The organism is Streptomyces sp. NPDC049597 (genome assembly GCF_040675505.1).
Classification (GTDB): Bacteria; Actinomycetota; Actinomycetes; order Streptomycetales; family Streptomycetaceae; genus Streptomyces.
This window is the reverse complement of the sequence record NZ_JBFAOY010000008.1, coordinates 161,328-177,704: the sequence shown is the minus strand read 5'-3', so window position 1 is coordinate 177,704 and position 16,377 is coordinate 161,328. Positions and strand designations below refer to the sequence as shown.

At 73.8% G+C, this 16,377-nt stretch carries 15 protein-coding genes; 2 read left to right on the top strand and 13 right to left on the bottom strand.

The features are described from left to right. Positions 1–60: 60 nt before the first annotated feature. The 12 genes from AB0K02_RS12515 to AB0K02_RS12460 form a co-directional block, all read right to left on the bottom strand. A complete protein-coding gene (locus AB0K02_RS12515) occupies positions 61–1,659 on the bottom strand; it encodes a polyamine aminopropyltransferase (RefSeq protein WP_365992351.1) in 1,599 nt (532 codons plus the stop codon). A gap of 6 nt (positions 1,660–1,665) precedes the next feature. After that, positions 1,666–2,103, bottom strand: coding sequence for a DUF350 domain-containing protein (locus tag AB0K02_RS12510; RefSeq protein WP_177148190.1), 438 nt, complete (start codon positions 2,101–2,103; stop codon positions 1,666–1,668). A gap of 56 nt (positions 2,104–2,159) precedes the next feature. Then, positions 2,160–2,561, bottom strand: a complete 402-nt coding sequence (locus AB0K02_RS12505; RefSeq protein WP_365992350.1) for a DUF4247 domain-containing protein — start codon at positions 2,559–2,561, stop codon at positions 2,160–2,162. Beyond that, positions 2,558–3,052 (bottom strand): DUF2617 family protein, encoded by a 495-nt coding sequence (locus tag AB0K02_RS12500; protein ID WP_365992349.1) that lies wholly within the window; start codon positions 3,050–3,052, stop codon positions 2,558–2,560. Before AB0K02_RS12500 ends, AB0K02_RS12505 begins: the two co-directional genes overlap by 4 nt. Before the next feature lie 267 nt (positions 3,053–3,319). Then, on the bottom strand, positions 3,320–3,529 hold the full coding sequence (locus AB0K02_RS12495) for a Trm112 family protein (RefSeq protein ID WP_365992348.1): 210 nt from the start codon (positions 3,527–3,529) through the stop codon (positions 3,320–3,322). A 69-nt stretch (positions 3,530–3,598) separates the two neighbouring features. Continuing rightward, entirely contained in the window at positions 3,599–4,480 is an 882-nt protein-coding gene (locus tag AB0K02_RS12490; protein ID WP_365992347.1) for a hypothetical protein, read from the bottom strand. 4 nt (positions 4,481–4,484) lie between these two features. Further along, the gene (locus AB0K02_RS12485; RefSeq protein WP_365992346.1) at positions 4,485–5,234 is read right to left on the bottom strand and encodes a class I SAM-dependent methyltransferase; all 750 of its coding nucleotides are present in this window, start codon (positions 5,232–5,234) and stop codon (positions 4,485–4,487) included. Then, positions 5,231–6,541 (bottom strand): condensation protein, encoded by a 1,311-nt coding sequence (locus AB0K02_RS12480; protein WP_365992345.1) that lies wholly within the window; start codon positions 6,539–6,541, stop codon positions 5,231–5,233. Before AB0K02_RS12480 ends, AB0K02_RS12485 begins: the two co-directional genes overlap by 4 nt. Further along, complete coding sequence (locus AB0K02_RS12475; RefSeq protein ID WP_365992344.1) at positions 6,538–10,719, bottom strand: alpha-(1->3)-arabinofuranosyltransferase family protein; 4,182 nt, start codon at positions 10,717–10,719, stop codon at positions 6,538–6,540. Before AB0K02_RS12475 ends, AB0K02_RS12480 begins: the two co-directional genes overlap by 4 nt. Then, positions 10,716–11,435 carry a class I SAM-dependent methyltransferase gene (locus AB0K02_RS12470; protein WP_365992343.1) on the bottom strand — a complete coding sequence of 240 codons (720 nt, stop codon included), beginning with the start codon at positions 11,433–11,435 and terminating at the stop codon, positions 10,716–10,718. The genes AB0K02_RS12475 and AB0K02_RS12470 overlap by 4 nt, the downstream gene beginning before the upstream one ends. Continuing rightward, positions 11,432–12,631 carry a glycosyltransferase family 4 protein gene (locus AB0K02_RS12465; protein ID WP_365992342.1) on the bottom strand — a complete coding sequence of 400 codons (1,200 nt, stop codon included), beginning with the start codon at positions 12,629–12,631 and terminating at the stop codon, positions 11,432–11,434. The genes AB0K02_RS12470 and AB0K02_RS12465 overlap by 4 nt, the downstream gene beginning before the upstream one ends. A gap of 166 nt (positions 12,632–12,797) precedes the next feature. Beyond that, a complete protein-coding gene (locus AB0K02_RS12460) occupies positions 12,798–13,781 on the bottom strand; it encodes a DUF3068 domain-containing protein (RefSeq protein WP_365992341.1) in 984 nt (327 codons plus the stop codon). 184 nt (positions 13,782–13,965) lie between these two features. On the opposite strand from AB0K02_RS12460, the gene AB0K02_RS12455 reads away from it, so the two are divergent. Both AB0K02_RS12455 and AB0K02_RS12450 read left to right on the top strand, forming a co-directional pair. Continuing rightward, entirely contained in the window at positions 13,966–14,118 is a 153-nt protein-coding gene (locus tag AB0K02_RS12455; RefSeq protein ID WP_365992340.1) for a hypothetical protein, read from the top strand. Beyond that, positions 14,115–15,323: a helix-turn-helix domain-containing protein gene (locus tag AB0K02_RS12450; RefSeq protein WP_365992339.1), complete on the top strand. Its 1,209-nt coding sequence runs from the start codon at positions 14,115–14,117 to the stop codon at positions 15,321–15,323. Before AB0K02_RS12455 ends, AB0K02_RS12450 begins: the two co-directional genes overlap by 4 nt. Positions 15,324–15,683: 360 nt before the next feature. On the opposite strand, the gene AB0K02_RS12445 is transcribed toward AB0K02_RS12450, so the two are convergent. Continuing rightward, positions 15,684–16,370, bottom strand: a complete 687-nt coding sequence (locus tag AB0K02_RS12445; protein WP_365992338.1) for an HAD family phosphatase — start codon at positions 16,368–16,370, stop codon at positions 15,684–15,686. Positions 16,371–16,377: the final 7 nt, after the last annotated feature.

Sequence of the window (16,377 nt, the reverse complement as noted above, 5' to 3'; positions counted from 1 at the left end):
GGGGCCACGGGTGGAGGCGTGTCGGGTGAGGGTGCGGGGGCGGGCGGGCGACGCGCCGGGTCAGTAGTTCTGCCACTCGCTGCTGGTGTACTCCAGGATCACGGGGTCCATCAGCGTGCTGGCCCGTACGTTCTGCGGGCGGCGGTCCACGGGGAAGACGGTGGCCGCCTCGAGGACGGCGTCGTCCAGGAAGCGCAGCGGCGGGGCGTCCTCGGCCAGGCGCAGGGCCGGCGGCGGCCCGGCCCTGCCGGGCGTCGCCAGGACGAAGCCCCAGTTGCCGAAGCTGGGGACGTCCACCTGGTACTCGGTGGTGCGGTAGCCGGCCTCGCCGATCGTCGCGGCGATGGACCAGTACGACTTGGGTGCGAAGAAGGGGGAGCCGCCCTGCACCATGACCTGGCTGTCCGGCTTCAGGACGTGGCGCAGCAGGTGGTAGAACTCGACGGAGTAGAGCTTGGCGAGCGCCGCGTTGTCCGGGTCGGGGAAGTCGATGACGACCGTGTCGTAGCGCCGGCCCGCGTCGCGCAGCCAGTTGAAGGCGTCGGCGTTGACGGCCGTGACCCTCGGGTCGTCGAGCGCCCGGCCGTTGAGTTCGCGCAGCGGTGCGAAGGTGCGGGCGAGCCGCGTCATCGCCGGATCGAGGTCGACCAGCGTGACCGTCTCGACGTCGTCGTAGCGCAGGACCTCCCGCAGGGCCAGGGCGTCGCCTCCGCCCAGGATCAGCACGGAGGACCGCTTCGCGGACAGGGCGGGGTGGACGAGGGCCTCGTGGTAGCGGTACTCGTCGACGGACGAGAACTGGAGGTCGCCGTTGAGGAACAGCCGGGTGTCCGGCTCCCCGGTGAACGCGGTGGACCGGGTGACCACGATGTCCTGGTACGGCGTGGTCTCGGCGTGGATGATCGGGTCGCGGTAGAGCTGCTGCCGCGCGGTGACCTCGATGTCGTCCGCCAGCGCGTACACGGTGCCGAGTACGGCCAGGACGGCGGCCATGCCGGCCAGCAGCGCGACGCGCACGAACCGGCGGGTCTGGCGGCGGAAGATCCACAGGACGACGAGGACGCCCGCGACCGCGTTGACGGCGCCCACCACCAGGGCGCCCTTGAGCTGGCCGAAGGCCGGGAGGAGCAGCAGCGGGAAGCACAGACCGCCGACCAGGGCGCCGATGTAGTCCACGGCGAACATGTCGGCGACGGCGCTGCCGGCCTCCTGACGCCTGATCCGCTGAAGCAGGGTCATCAGCAGCGGTATCTCGGCACCGATGAGCAGGCCGACGACGAAGGACACCACCACCATGGACGGCATGTAGATGCGCAGCCAGGCGAACGACACGTACAGGACGAGCACCGACAGCCCGCCGGCGAGCGCGAGCAGGCCCTCGACGAGGGCGAACGCGCCGACCGCGCGCCGCTGGAGCGGCTTGGCCGCCAGCGACCCGATCCCCATGGCGAACACCATGACCGAGATGACCACGGAGGTCTGCATCACGGAGTTGCCGATGAGGTAGCTGCCCAGCGCGGTGAGCGCCAGTTCGTAGACGAGGCCGCAGGCCGCGCAGAGGAACACCGAGAACAGCAGCAGGAAGCGCGCCCCCCGCGAGCGGGTCGCGGGCGGGCGGGCGGGGACCGGGGTGGTGCGGTCGAGCATGGTGGTGCCCATGCGAGGTTACGAGACGGCGGCGCCGACCATGAAGGCCGTGCCGATGTACATCGCGGCCTGCACCCAGGCTGCGGGGTGGGGGCGGTCCCCGTTGTCGTCGAGCACGGCATGACCGAGGCGGCCCGGGGTCAGCAGACCCACGACGCAGGAGATGAACGTCATCACGGCGACACCCGCGAGGCCGTACAGCAGGGTGCTGAAGAGGCCGAGGCCGAGGCCCAGTTCGGACTCGCTCGCCCTGATGGACTGGTCGATGACGAGGCCGATGGCGATCGTCTGGCCGGCGAGCAGGACCGCGGCCCCGCGGTTGCGCTCGGTCCAGACCACGTGCAGGAGCTTGCCGGGTGTCACGAGGTCGAGTGCGATGAAGCCGACCGCCATCACGATGAAGCCGACCAGACCGTAGAGCAGGGCGGTGCCTGCCGACTCGAGGATCTCTGCCACGGGGTGTGCCTTTCGGGGACGTCGTCGGTGGGTTCGGGTGGGTGGACCGGATGCGGTTACTTGCCGGAGCCGGGGCCGCCGCCGCGGAACGCGTCGCTGTCCGGGTCCGGCCACACGTTGCCGATGCGGGACTTCCAGCGGCGGTGGCCGTCGCGGTAGTCGTCGATCTCGATCATGCTGCCGCCCTGGTGGGGGCTGATCGCGACGATGTCGTCGCGATAGCGGAGGAACACGTGGCCGTCGTCCTCGACGCGGTCCTGCGACGTGGTGTTCTTGTGGATCTCGTCCCCGACCGCCGCCGGTGTGTCGACACTGTCGGTGTACGTCGGCCCGATGCCGTCGTACTCCTGGTGGATCCACGACCTCGGTACGTCGTTGATGTCGTCGGACCCACCGGCACAGGCGGTGAGCGCGACCGTGGCGAGCATCGTCACGCTGATGAGTCGGGCGGTCTTCATCGGGCCTCCAGCCGGGTGTGCGTCGCCACGATCTGGCGGCTCTGCGGATAGGTGTGCCAAGTGCGCCAGCTCAGTCCGGTGGCGTGCCGGTCGACGGTCAGCGCGGTGACGGCTTCGGGGGAGCCCGGGAAGATCCCGTACAGCGCCTCGGGGTTGTGGTCCGACCGGCTGCGGATCCATGCCACCCGGTTGCTGAACCCGGCCGGGGTGAAGTGCCGGACGCGCGCGCCGAATCGGTAGGTCCAGTCGTCGAACTCCTGGACCGCCGTCCCGGGCAGACCTCCCGCGACGCCGGGCAGACAGGCCACGGTCTCCCGGACCGGCCCGGCGAAGACCTGATGGGAGGCGCCCAGGAGTCTGAGCCGGACGTCGAGCCCGCCGACCTTCAGATCGCGCTCGGCGAGCGCGTCGAGCGCGGGCAGGGCCAGCGAGAAGGAGAGCTGGTCCGCGTCGGTGTCCAGATACGGGGTCGTCAGTGCTATGCCGCTCACGTACCGCTGCCCGCCCGGGGGTCGCAGGCGGCAGCCCCGGCGGGGCGCCCTCCTGGCGCGGCCGTCCGCTCACCGCGACCGGCACCGCGGACGGATCCGGTGGCGAGGACGGCGGACTGGGGCTTCAACGGTGATCCCTGTGACATGGAACGGGCAATGAGCGCGCTGAGTATGGCACAGCCGTTCCGCGTCACGGTGCGGGGGTGGCCCCCGCGGTCCGGGTCGGCGGGCGGCGGCGGCCCTGAGGCCGCGCCGCCGCCGGGGCGGTCAGCCGGTGGCCGCCCGCACGAAGCGCTCGTGGTCGTCCGCGGAGACCTTGACCCCGGAGGAGGGCAGCAGCTGCGGAATGCCGTCCACGATCGGGTAACTCAGATGGAGGCGCGGGTTGTACAGCACGCTCTCACCGGCAGGCAGCGTCAGCGGGCCCTTGTCCAGCGGGCAGGCCAGGATGCGCAGCAGCGGGTCGTCGGGATTCATGGGACGGGCTCCTCGTTCTCGTGGGAGGCACAGGCAGTGCAGGTGGCACAGGCGGTACGGCGGGCCGGGTCAGGTCTGCGGGTCGTGGCGCGGCATGGCCAGCAGCACGGACAGCGCCAGCGCGGTGCCCGCCACCCGCAGGGTCAGCAGCAGCGGATCGTCCGGCAGACGTTCCCCGAAGGTCAGCGTCCCCAGCACCGCCGTGAACAGGCAGGTGACCGTCGTGCAGACGGGCACGATCAGGGAGGCCCTGCACCGCTGCAGCGCGGCCTGCGACATGACGAGACCGGCGACGGCCGTGAACAGCAGCAGATACGGATACGGGGAGGCGAACAGCGACCGCGCCGCCTCGCCGACGCCGGCGCCCGTCAGCCGGCCGGACGCGCCCTTGATCGCCAGCGAACTGACCCCGTACAGCAGCCCGACGGCCACCCCGTAGCCGATGCCGTTCGTCGGCACCCGGTGCCGCCTCCTGGCCCGCGCCTCCACGCGTCCGTACAGCCATACCCCGCCCGCGAGCGCCGGCACGCATACGAGGAGCACCAGGGTCCACGGAGCCCCCGTGCCCACGACGTCCTCGCCCTCGCGGACCGAGGCGACGACCATCAGCAGCGCGACGAGCACGGCGCCGAACGCGTAGCGCTCGCGACCGGAGGGCTGTTCTCCGAGCACGGCGGAGGACAGCAGCAGGAGCAGGACGAGACCGGAGACGAAGATGCCCTGCGCGGCCGCGATCGGCAGCGCACGGTAGACGATCAGCTGGGCGACGAAGCCGGCGGCGAGCGCCAGCGCCCCGGCGATCCACAACGGGCTCGCCACCAGCACCGCGACGACGCGCGCCGGCCGCCGGGCCGACAGGGCGGGCAGGCCGCCGAGCGCCCGTTTCTCCAGCACGAACCCCACGCTGTACAGCACGTTGGCCAGCAGCGCCGCGCCCACACCCCACCACATGCCGCTACCTCCGCCGGGCGTGGGCCAGCAGGATGGACGACGCCGAGGGCACGGCGCAGACCGCCCGGTCCAGCAGCCGCAGCCCGCGCGGCACCCCGTGGAACGGAGCGCCCGCGATCCGTACGACCTCGAAACCGGACGCGGTGAGGAAGGAGCGCAGCGCGCGGGCGGTGTACAGCCGCAGATGACCGACCACTTCGCGGCCCGGCCGGCCGTGGACGGCGCGCAGGCTCACCTCCGAGAAGACGGGCTGCCATCCGGCCAGCAGCAGCGCACGGTTGTACCAGGCGGCCAGATTCGGCGTGGACAGCATCAGATGACCGCCGGGCTTGAGGATCCGCCGCAGCTCGTCCAGGGCCGAGTCGGGGTCGACGAGATGCTCGACGACCTCGCTGAACAGCACGGCGTCCGCACAGCCGGCCGCGAACGGGAGGCCGCCGTCGCCCAGTTCCCCGCGCACCGCGTGTGCGAGCCGGGGCCGGGCCCGGCGCAGGGCGTCCTGCGACCAGTCGACACCGACGATCCGGTGTCCGGCGAGGTACGGGGCCGCGGTGGCGGCCGCGCTGCCGTCCCCGCAGCCGACGTCGACGACGAGCGCGCCCGGCACGTCGAGCGCCCGGGCCAGCAGCAGCGCCTGGCGCCTGCTGCGCGCGTCGCCCGACGCCACCGGCACGGCGGGGTTCTCGTAGAAGGCGCGCAGGCCCGGGGGAACGGTGCCGCTTTCGCGCAGGCCGGGGGGAGCGGTGCCGCTCACAGGGCCTCCGCATCCGTCGCCGCCAGACGGCGGGCGAACACCTCGCGCAGCCGCAGCCCGTCGTCGTCGCCCAGCAGGGCCCGGGACCAGCGCAGTACCAGGTGCAGCCGGCCGCCCGTGGACGCCGTGGTGACGGTCAGACCGCGCGGCATCCGGGCGGGCGCCGAGAACCAGACGGCGCCCGCCCGGCCGGCCTCGCCGAAGTCCAGGGGGTAGGGGACGCGGCCGATGTTGCTGAGCAGCGTCGTGGACGTCCACGGCGCGGCCAGCCGCGTCAGGCCCCGGGTCGTCGCGGCCCTGGCGCCGACGGGCAGTACGGGCGCGGTCACCAGGGACGCGCCGCGCCCCAGTGGGGGACGGGGCCGTGCCTTGAGGGCGCGGGTGCGTTCCGCGGTGAGCCGCAGCAGGACGGCCATGTCGGCGCCGGCCGCCACTTCCGCTGCCCTGAAGCCGACCTCCACCAGGCGGGTGCCGTTGCCGATCGGCATCTCGGGACCGCGGCTGCGGTCGTCGACGGGCATCGTGATGCGCAGCGGACGCTCGGGCGCGCCGTGCTCGCGGTTCCAGTCGGCGACGGTCAGGGCCGTGGCGGCCATCAACTGGTCGTTGACCGTGTAGGGAGCGTCCGGCTCCCGTCGGGGCACGGGCAGTTCGGCCACCAGCATCGCGTTGCCGGGCACCGGCCCCGGTCTGCCCGCGGCGACCCGGGCGGGTCTGGCCAGTACGGGCGTACGGGCCGCCCTTTGAGCCGGTGCGGCCAGGGGCCGGACCGGGGACGGCACGACAGGGGCCGGGCGGCCGCTGAGGAACTCCGCCGCCGTCGCCGCGATCCGCAGGCACGACGGGCCGTCGAGCGCCGTGTGGTGCACCGTGAACAGGAGCACGCAGCCCGGTGTCCCCGGCTCCTCCACGACCTCCAGGCGCAGTGGAGGGGACGCCGACAGCGGCGGCGCCACGGTGAGCGCGCGTGCGCGGGCGAGCGCGAGGGCACCGGGCACGGGCGGCGGCACCGAGACGACGTCGGTGTCCGGCCCGTCCGTCAGCTCCCACTCGTAGCGCCGCGCGAACGGGCCGTGCGGCCGCTCCCTCATCAGCGCCCGCGGATGCCGGCGCAGCGCGTGGGTGAACGCCTCGCGCAGCCGGTCCGGTGGGATGCGGCCCGGCAGGTGGATCTCGATGTGCACCGTGTTGGGCTCCAAGGGGTCCGCGCAATGCCGGGCCACCTCGTCGACGACCGGAAACGGCACCCGGGCGAGCGGTCCCTCCGCGGCTGCTCGGGCGGTGGACTGTCGTTGAACGGTGGTCATCGGACCCTCCCTCTTTCGCTGTGGGACTCGTGTCCGTCGCCCGACGTCGCTCCGGTGGCCCGGTGAGACCCGCTCCGGCGTTCCCGGCCCACCGTCACCAGAGCGGCGAACAGCGCGGTCAGGGCGAGGAGTTGGGCCACCGGGCCGTACGCCCCCCGGCCCAGCGCTGCCGCCTCCCCGCTGCCGGCGACGGCGGCGGCCCCGGCACCGGCCATGGCCGCGAACGCGAGCGGACCGAGAACCGCCGGACGCAGCCACGCCACGACCGCGAGCAGGGGCACCACAACGGCGACGGGGCCGGCGACCACCGCACCCGCCAGCGTCAGCGCGACGGTGCCGAGCAGCAGCCCGGGGCCGGGCGGCGCAGCCTGCTCCGGCAGCGCCGACGCGGCAGGGGAACGACGGCGGACGAGGGCGAGTGCGGCCAGCAGGACCAGCAGCGCCCCGGCGCCGATCATCCCGGCGTCGTACACACGTGAGGGCTCGTAGAGGAGCGTCACCGTGCCGCCCTGGCCGGCCGGGACGAGCCAGGCCTGCTGCCAGCCGTCGATCCGCAGCGGCGTCAGCTCCCTGCCGTTCAGCGTGGCCTTCCAGCCCGCGTTGTGGTTCTCGTGGATCTGGAGGTACGAGGCCTCTCCCGCGCCCACCCGCACGGTGCGGTGGTCGCCGCCGCCCGAGACGGTCTCCACCCGGCGGGGCGTGCCGGCCTCGGCCCGCGACGGCCCGGTCGCGAGCGTGATCCCGGTGACGGCCAGCGGGCCGGCGTCCCCGGCCTCGACGGTGTGCGTGCCGCGGTCGAGCGGCACACGTCCGCCCTTGGTGCAGAGCGAGACGGCGACGGGCCGGCGCTCGGTCAGATCCCGTACCCGCCCCTCGGCGCGTGTCCCGAGGAACTGTCCGTCGACCGAGACGACCGGTCCCTTGCCGCAGGGCAGCGTGAACGTCGCGTCCGGGTCCGGCCGCGGCGCGCGGAACTTCTCCAGGGCGGGGATGTGGACCTCGCTCAGCCCGACCGGCAGCTGCAACCGGTCGTCGGCGACCGGGTTGTGGAGCGTCAGCGGCGCCGCACGGGAGATCGTGATGTCCATCCGGTCGGTGGTGATGGGGGAGAACCGCGCCATGCCGTTCTCGTCCACCGCCGCCACCGCCGTCCCGTCGGGCGAGCTGATCTGCACCTGCTCGGGCCGGGTGGCGAGCCCCCCTGCCGCCGCGAACACGATCTCGCCGACCGGCGTCTTCTTCGGCCAGGACAGGTGCAGGACGGGGCGTTCGCCCGCGACCCAGGCCGTGGTCAGGTCGCCGTCCGTGAGGTTCCTGGCGCTCAGGTTCGTGCCGAGGCGTGCCGTGGAGTCCGCGCTCACCAGAATCTTGTCGCGCTGTCCGGTGAGGCCGAACAGCAGCTGGTCGAGCGCGTCGCCCGGCACGGGCAACGCGCTCGCCCGCACCGAGTAGTCGCCGGGGCGAGCGGCGTCGAACTGCCGGTGCAGCCCCACCTCGGCCGGCACCGCGGACAGTCCGCCCGGATCGCTGCCGCGCCGGAGCGAGTAGACGACGGCGCCCGCGCCCTCGCGCGGAGCGTCGGCGGGCAGCTCCAGCATCCGGGTCACCTGCACACCGGGAACCGAGATCTCCGTGAATCCCGCGCCGGTCAGGCCGGGACGGCCCTGCTGGGAGTCCAGGATCGTGACCTTCAGCCACCGCGCGTCGCCCTCCGGGGCGGCCACCTGCTGCGCCGTTCCGTCCGGCCGCAGCGGGGACACCCTGCTGCCCCGGTCCGTCTCCACCCGCACCGACGTGGGAGCCGCGCGTACGTTGCCGCTCGGCAGCGGGGTCAGGGAAAGCGTCGCGGGTATCCGTGTGGGGCCGGTGAACGCGACGCGCAGCCACTCGCCCTCGGGCGAGCCCGGCGATCCCTCCGCCCAGCCGGTGTCGGGATTGCCGTCGAAGGCGTTCACCGGGTCGTACTGGGGCAGATGGAACAGCCAGTTCCCCACGGAGGACGCGCTGACGGACGCCGCTCCCCGCAGCACGGCCGTCGTGCGGTGCCGCTCCGCCGTCAGGGGCAGGATCTGCCGCGGCTGCGCGCCCGGGTCCTGCGCCGCCTTCTCGGGGTTGCGCTCCTGACGCGTGTACGTGTGCGACGTGTGCGAGTTCACCAGTCCGAAGCGGGTGTCGGCACGGCGCATCCCGTCGCCCGCCGCGTACAGGGAAGGACGGTCCACCCCGGGACGGGCGTCCCCCGCGAGGACGGCGGGGCGCCCGATGAGGGCGCCGTCGGCGGACAGCGGCAGCAGGGTCTCGGGCCCGCCGCTGACCACCGCCGTCGACGCCACCGGTGCCATCCGTGCCGTGCCGGGGCGGGCGGTCCCGGCGGGCGGCTCGTAGACCTCCACCGCGCGCTGGCGCGGGAAGAGGCCCTCGACCTGCACGGGGGTGTCGTCCGCGATGCGTCCGCCGGTGACCACCGGACCGAACCCGGTGACCCGCCTGTACCCGGACGCCTCCAGCGTGCGCTTCACCGTCGTGGTCGGGACGTGGCCGATCTGGTCCGGGTCGAGGTCGTTGCGCACGACGACGTGGTGGAGCCCCGCGCGGCCCAGGAACTCGCTCAGGCCCGGCACTTCGCCGCCGGACGTCAGCGCCTGCTCCACCGCGTCCATGGCCCGCCGGTTGCCCGGAGTGCCGAAGGGCACGTAGTCGCGCTGCGCCCAGGGCGAGCGGGCGAGGACGTCCAGCGGCTGGTCGATCGGCGAGCCCCACGTGTACAGGCCGTGCGCGGTCGCCGGCACGACGAGCGCCCGGTCCTCGGCCGCGTTCTCGGCCAGCCAGTCGGCGGTCGCCTCCCAGTACGCGGGCAGCTTCCGGAACGAACCGGGCTGCAGGATCGAGCCGTTGAGGTAGGGCCAGCAGAGGCCGGGCAGCACGAGGGCGGCCGCGGCCACGGGCGCGAGGCGGCGGGCGCGGGCGGGCACGGTGCGCGGCACCACGGCCGTGAGGTGCGTCAGGCCGAGGGCGAGCGCCAGCGCCATGCCGGTCTGGAACTTGTAGATGTTCCGGAACGGCACCAGGGGCCCGTTCAGCCAGCCCTGCACCGTCTCGTGGAAGGGGCCGCCCAGCGCGCCGCCGTACCCGGCGAGGGTCACGAGGGCGACCGTCAGCACGGTCAGCACCAGCCAGCGCCGCTCGGGGAGATCGCGCCGCGCGAGACCGGCGAGTCCGAGCGCGGCCGCGAGCGCCGACCCGGCGATCACCAGGGCTGAGGTGGCGACGGTCCAGCCGGCGGGCAGCCACGCCTCCCCGAAGTTCAGGTAGCCGACCCAGTTGCCCGCGCCGCGCAGCACCTCGGTCGCCGACATCGTCGCGGTGGTGGTCTGCGACGTCTCCACGTACGGCATGAAGTTCTCGCCGTACGTGCCGAGCAGCAGCAGCGGCACGATCCACCAGGCGGTCGCGAGGACCACGCACGGCGTCCACCAGGCGATCAGCGCGCGCTTGCGGGGCCCGGCCGGCCGGCACAGCAGGTACAGGCCGACGGGCAGCAGCGAGGCGAGGGTGGACGCAGCGTTCACACCGCCCATGAGGGGGATGACCAGCGCGGAGCGGGCAGCGGCGGTCCGGGGGCTCGTGCGGGGGTCGGTCAGCGGCAGCAGCACCCACGGGAGGAGGGCTCCGGGGAGGGCGGCGGCCGACGTCGAGCCGACGACGATGGTGTACGTCGGCCACAGGGCGTACACCGCGGCGCCGAGCAGCCGGGTCGCGGCGGAGCCGGTGCCCAGGCGCTCCGCAAGGCGCAGCGCACCCCAGAAGGCCGTGGTGACCACCAGCGAGAGCCACAGCCGCTCGGCGAGCCACACGGGCAGCCGCACGAGGTCGGCGGCCGCATGGAACGGCAGCATGGGGATCAGGTAGCCGGCGTACTGGTCCGCGATGCCGCCGAACCCGGCCCGGTCGTGCCACAACTGGCCCAGGTCGCGGAGGAACTTCCAGGGGTCGGCCACGACACCGAGCTTCGTCTCGAACGTCATCCGCCCCGGCGAGACGGCGAGGAACGCGACGAGGACCGCGGCCCAGAAGCCGAGCAGCCAGCGGCGCGAGCGCCGCGGCGGGGGCGGCGGGCCCGGCGGCGGGGGGCCGGCCGCGGGGGAGGCGGGCGGGCGGGCGTGGACAGCGCTGGTCATGGACACCGCCGGAGGATGAGGAGGAGGTTCCAGGTGGCGAACTCGCGCAGCCCCGGCACGAGGGGGACGAGCTGGGGGACGACGGGCCAGTACCGCGACCGCGCGGAGACGATCTGCACGTCGCCGCGGCCCCTGACGTGCCGCAGCGTCGCGCCGACGCCCACGGCGAAGAGGTTCTCCCCGAGGCGGTGCTTGGCCGGCCGGCCCGTCCGCCGCTCGTAGCGGGTCCGGGCGCGCTCCGCACCGAAGTAGTGCCAGGGCGCCCACTCGTGACCGCCCCACGGGGACAGCCAGTTGGTGAACGAGACGTAGACGAGCCCCCCCGGCCGGGTGACCCGCACCATCTCGCTGAGGAAGGTGCGGGGGTCGGACACGTGCTCCAGCACGTTGGACGAGAAGCACACGTCCGCCGCGCCGTCGGCGAGCGGCAGCAGATAGCCGTCCGCCACGACCGTGCCCGCGCCCGGCTCGGCGGCGAGCTCGGCCGGGTCCGGTTCGAACAGGTAGCCGTGGGCGCCGCGCCTGCGGAACTCCCGCGTGAAGTACCCGCGTCCGCCGCCGACGTCGACGACGACGCGGCCGCTCAGCCCCATGTGGCGCTCCACCTGGTCGGCCGCGTCCCGCGCCAGCAGGCGGTAGGCGGCATGGGGATCGTCCTGCTCGCGCAGGAAGGCCCGGAAGAGGGTGAGGGAGCGGCGGAACGACGGGTCCCTCACCTGCCCGCGCCCGTCGTCCCCGCGCCGCCCTGTGCGCCGGCGCGCTCCACGGCCTCGGCCGCCACCGCCCCGAACCGCCGTACGGTGCTGCTCCAGTGGAAGGCGGCGGCGCGCTCGGCCGCGGCCTTGCCCATGCCCTCACGCCGGTCGTCGTCGAGCGCCAGGGTGCACCACGCGGCCGCGAACGACGACTCGCCGCCGACGAGAACGCCGGTGACGCCGTTCTCCACCGAGTCCCGCAGGCCCGGCACGTCGAAGCCGAGAGCAGGCGTGCCGCGCGCCCCGGCCTCGGTCACCACGAGCCCCCAGCCCTCGACGGCCGCGGGGTGCAGCAGGAGCCAGGACGCGCACAGCAGCCGGTGCTTCTCCTCCTCGGTGACATGGCCGGTGAACTCGACGGACGGGCCCGCGAGGCGTTCGAGCCGCTGCCGTTCGGGACCGTCGCCGACGATGAGGAGCCTGCCGCCGGTCACTGGCCGGACCCGTTCCCACAGCCGCAGCAGGAGGTCGATGCGCTTGTAGTCGACCAGGCGGCCCAGGGCAAGGAAGAGCGGCGTCGTGGAGCGAGGCGTGCGCACGCCGGGCTCGTGGACCCCGTTGTGCACCACGCGGATCTGCCCCGGGTCCACGCCGATCGCCCGCAGCGCGCCCGCCGTGGACGGGGAGACGGCGACCAGGAGGTTGCCCCGGTGCGCCCGCGCCAGGGCCCAGTGCTCCAGCAGCCGCCCGGCCCGGGCGACGGGCGGGGGGAAGCGCATGTCCCACAGCTCGGTGTGCACGTGGTTGACCAGGCACAGGGTGGGACCGCGGTGCCACAGCGGTGTCAGGTACGGCATCCCGTTGCAGACCTCGACGAGCAGATCGCACGTGCCGATCTGCCGGGCGAAGGCCGAACGGGCGGCGGCGTAGTGCCCCAGCGCGCCGCCCGCCGACACGACGCGGTAGGGCCGTCGGTGCCCGGCGGGGCCGCCGCACAGGAGGGTGACGTCGTGGCCGCGGTCCGTGAGACCGCCGGCGAGCCGGTCGATCAGCAGCTCCGAGCCGCCGGCGGCGGGGTTGTCCAGGTCGCGGTGGGCGAGGAAGACGATGCGGCGGGGCGGCCCGGGGTCCTGCGGGGCTGCCACGGAGCGGCCGAGCGGGTGCCGGTGCGGGTGCCGTCCGGCGTCGAGCAGTGGGGGAGGTACGTGCTGGGGCATGCGTGCTCCAACTCGTTTCGCTGTGTGGGAGGTTGGGGGAGTGCGGCACAAAGGCCGCACGGTGGGGGAAAGGTGACCGGGTGGGGCCGTGCTCTGGTGGGGACAGCCAGTGTTCGGCACGTGTTCGACACACGGCTACTCACCGGTATGACAACTTGTGGGGCGGTCAGGCGGCCTGATTCGTCATCAGGTGAGCATCCGGATTCGCGCGTTCCGGTCGGCGTCCGCGTGCGACCAGCGCACCGCCGAGGAGGGCGAGCAGCGCGCCCAGGACCGCCGCCCCGGCCGGTGCGGTGGTACCGAGCAGCGCGAGCTTCTCGCTGTCCGCCGCGGCCAGGTCCACCTGCTGCCGTTGTGTACGGGGCGTGAAGGCGATTTTCTCGCTCGCCAGGAGCACGACCGCGTCCTTGTCCGAACCGGGCGCGCGCAGGGTCTTGCGAGGTCCGATGGCCGCGTACACGATACGGCCGGTGCGCCGGTCCGCGACCAGCTCGACAGCGCTGTTGGCGTACCACTCCTCGGCGAGCACCTGCGGCGTCCGCGGGCGCCCGACGAGCCGGCCCGGCACCTGGCGCACACCCGTCCTCGTGGGTGCGACGCTGCCGGTGAACCGCAGGCCCTCGTACCCCTGCACCGTCCTGCGGCCGGCGTAGCGGAGCTGCACCACCGCGCCGAGTGTGCCGTCCCACCAGCGGTAGGAGCGCTCCTCGACGTCGAAGGGGAACTTCAGGTACGCCTCGCCGTCGAAGGTGGGCGTCTCCTCGCAGCAGTGCACCGGCTCGTTGGTGGAGCGGTCGGTCACCCAGCGCTCCAGCGTCCACTGGAGGGAGTCGCGGGTGTCGGACGCGGGCAGCGTGCGATCGGTGTCGACGGATGTCGACACGTCCCAGACGGCGTTGCCGCTCCTGACACTGTCGGACACGTCGCCGCGGACCTGGCGGGTGATCGTGATCGTCTTCCCGTGCACGGTCCTGAGCTTCGAGGTGTCGAAGTAGCTTCCCTTACCGGTGAACACCGTGGTGGTGTCGACGTCGATCGGGGTGCGCTTGGCGTGCGGCTGGACGTACGCGACCAGGAGGGGGGCCAGGACCAGCAGGAAGACCCCGGCTCCCAGCAGGACAAGGGACATCGGTGAAGCGGTACGGCGCATCCGGGCACTCCTGAATCGAGAAACTCGCACGGAGATGCACGGGCCCGGGCCGGTCAGCCCTCGCGGGCCATGACAGTAGGGGCGCACTTGACGGATTGTCAATGTCCCGTCAACACTGTGCCTCCAGCCGGTGGGGCCGGCCGTACGGGGTGGGGATCGTCTCCAACGAGGAGCTGACCCGACTATGCGCAGACTGTTCGCCGCCGCAGCGACCGCGGTGGTCGCCGCGGCACTCGCCGTGGGCACGGCCTTCGGGATCGTCGCCGTGCTCGACGCCACTCCCGAGCAGCCGAACGTCCCGTTGATCAGCTACGACACCGCCCCGCCGGGACGATGACCCGCCCGGCATGGCGCGACGTGCCCCGGCCCAAGGTGGAGCGGTTCGCCGCCATCGCCCTCGGCGAGGCCGGTGAACTGGCCGAGGCGATCCTGCGTGAGATCCGCCACGACTTCCCGCACCTGCGGCTCGTGGAGGACGAGTCCGGCGAGCCCATGGCCCTCGTCGGCATCCGGCGCGCGATCGAACGCTTCGTGCAGCACCTGGCGTCCGGTGCCCAGGACCCCCGCGTGCCGCCCGAGGTGTTCCAGGAGTTCGGGCGGGGCGAGGGCCTGAACGGCCGCAGTCTCGACTCCCTCCAGGCGATCTACCGGCTCGGCGTCCGGCTCGCGTGGCGGAGGTTCGCCGAGATCGGCCAGCTGGTCGACATCGCCGCGCCCGCCATGTACGAACTCGCCGAATCCGGCTTCGAGTACCTGGACGGGCTCGTGGAGCAGTCGGTGCGCGGCTACGCCGAGGCGGCGGCCCGCCGTGCCGGGGAACGCCTGCGCCTCCAGCGTCAGTTGATCGACCGATTACTGGTCGAACACCGCGGCGACCCGGCCGCCGCGCTCGGCGAACGGGCCGCCCGCATCGGCTGGGAGCTGCCCCGGACGATCGCCGTGGGCTTGCTCATACGGCCGGCCAGGGAGGCCGTGGCGCCGGCCGTCGGGCAGGGCATCCTCCTCGACATGGAGAGCGAGCAGCCCCGCATCGTCATCCCCGAACCGGACACCGCGGGCCGCTGGGACATGGTGCGCCGGGCCACTGCCGGCTGGTCCGGCGCCATCGGGCCCTCGGTGCCGCTCGCCGCCGCCGCGACCTCGCTGCGCTGGGCGGAGACTGCGGTGCGGCTGGTGGAGAGCGATCTGCTGCCGCGGGGAGAGGTGCTGCACTGCACCGAACGCACGGAGGAATTGGTGCTGTTGCCCTCCCAGGAACTGATCGACGCGGCGGCGCCGCGCTGTCTCGCACCGCTGGAGGGCACGAGCCCCGTCCAGGCCCGCCGCCTCGCCGCGACACTGCTCGCCTGGATCGAGACCTCGGGCGGCGCCCCCGAGGTCGCGACCCGCCTCGGTGTCCACCCCCAGACGGCCCGCTACCGGCTGCGCCAGATCCGCGAACTGTGGGGCGACGCGATCGACGACCCGGACCGCCGCTTCGAAATGCTCCTGGTCCTGCGCGCCCAGCGCCTGCGCGGCGAACTGAAGGACGCCACGGAATGAACGCCGGGCAACTGACGACGAGGTCGCCGCCCCCGTGTGGGTTCTGCGCCTGGAGTGCCCGCGCCGGCTGCCTCGGCCGCCGCCCCGTCACCGGTCCGGCGTCGGCCGCCGTGGGCACTGCGTGCCGGCTGCTTCGGGCCGCCGCTTCGTCCCCGGTCCGGCGTCGGCCGCCGCCCGGCGCAGGGTCGTGGGCCCCCTGGGCTTCCGGCCGGCGCCACGGCCAGAGCATCCGCGGTGCTTCGCCCCCCGGACCGGGCGGCTCCGCCCCCTCGTTCGCACCGTCACCCACCGGAGGGTGGTGCCCCTGTCCCGGGAACCGGGCCCCTTGGCACTCCGCTCCCCGGTGCGGCCCGCCGCCCGTCAGCGCGGGGCCGTCGTCCAGGCGTACGCCGTCTGCGACGTGAACTCCCGCTGGCCGCCCGCGAACAGCAGGTCCGCCGCCAGGAACGCCGGGTCGGCCGCCGTGCCGGGGACGTACGGCACGGCGATGCAGCGCATGCCCGCCGCCCGTGCGGCCGCCGCGCCGGGCGGCGCGTCCTCCAGGACGACGCAGTCCGCCGGGTCCGCCCCCAGTCGGCGGGCCGCCTCCAGGAAGACGTCCGGCTCCGGCTTGCCGCGTCCGACCTCCTCCGCGGAGACGGTCAGCGGGATGTACGCGTCGAGGCCGGTCCCCGCGAGGACGGCCTCGATCGCGGCCCGCGACGAGCCGGACGCGACCGCCATCGGCACCCCGTCCGCCGCCAGACGCTCCACGAACGTCCGCATCTCGGGGAAGACGTCCGTCGACGCCCGTGCCAGCTCCAGGTAGATCCGGTTCTTCTCCGCCAGCAACTCGTCGAGCGGCGCGTCGATGGTGTACCGGGCCCGCAGGATCTCCAGCGTCTCGCGCGTGCCGATGCCGATGAAGGAAGTGTGCTCCGCCCAGTCGAAACCGGTCACCCCGTGCGCGGCGAGCACTCTGCGCCCCGCCTCGTAGTAGTTCGGCTCGCTGTCGACCAGAGTGCCGTCGAGATCGAAGATGACCGAGGGAGTGTGCGCAGGGCTCATGGCGTCC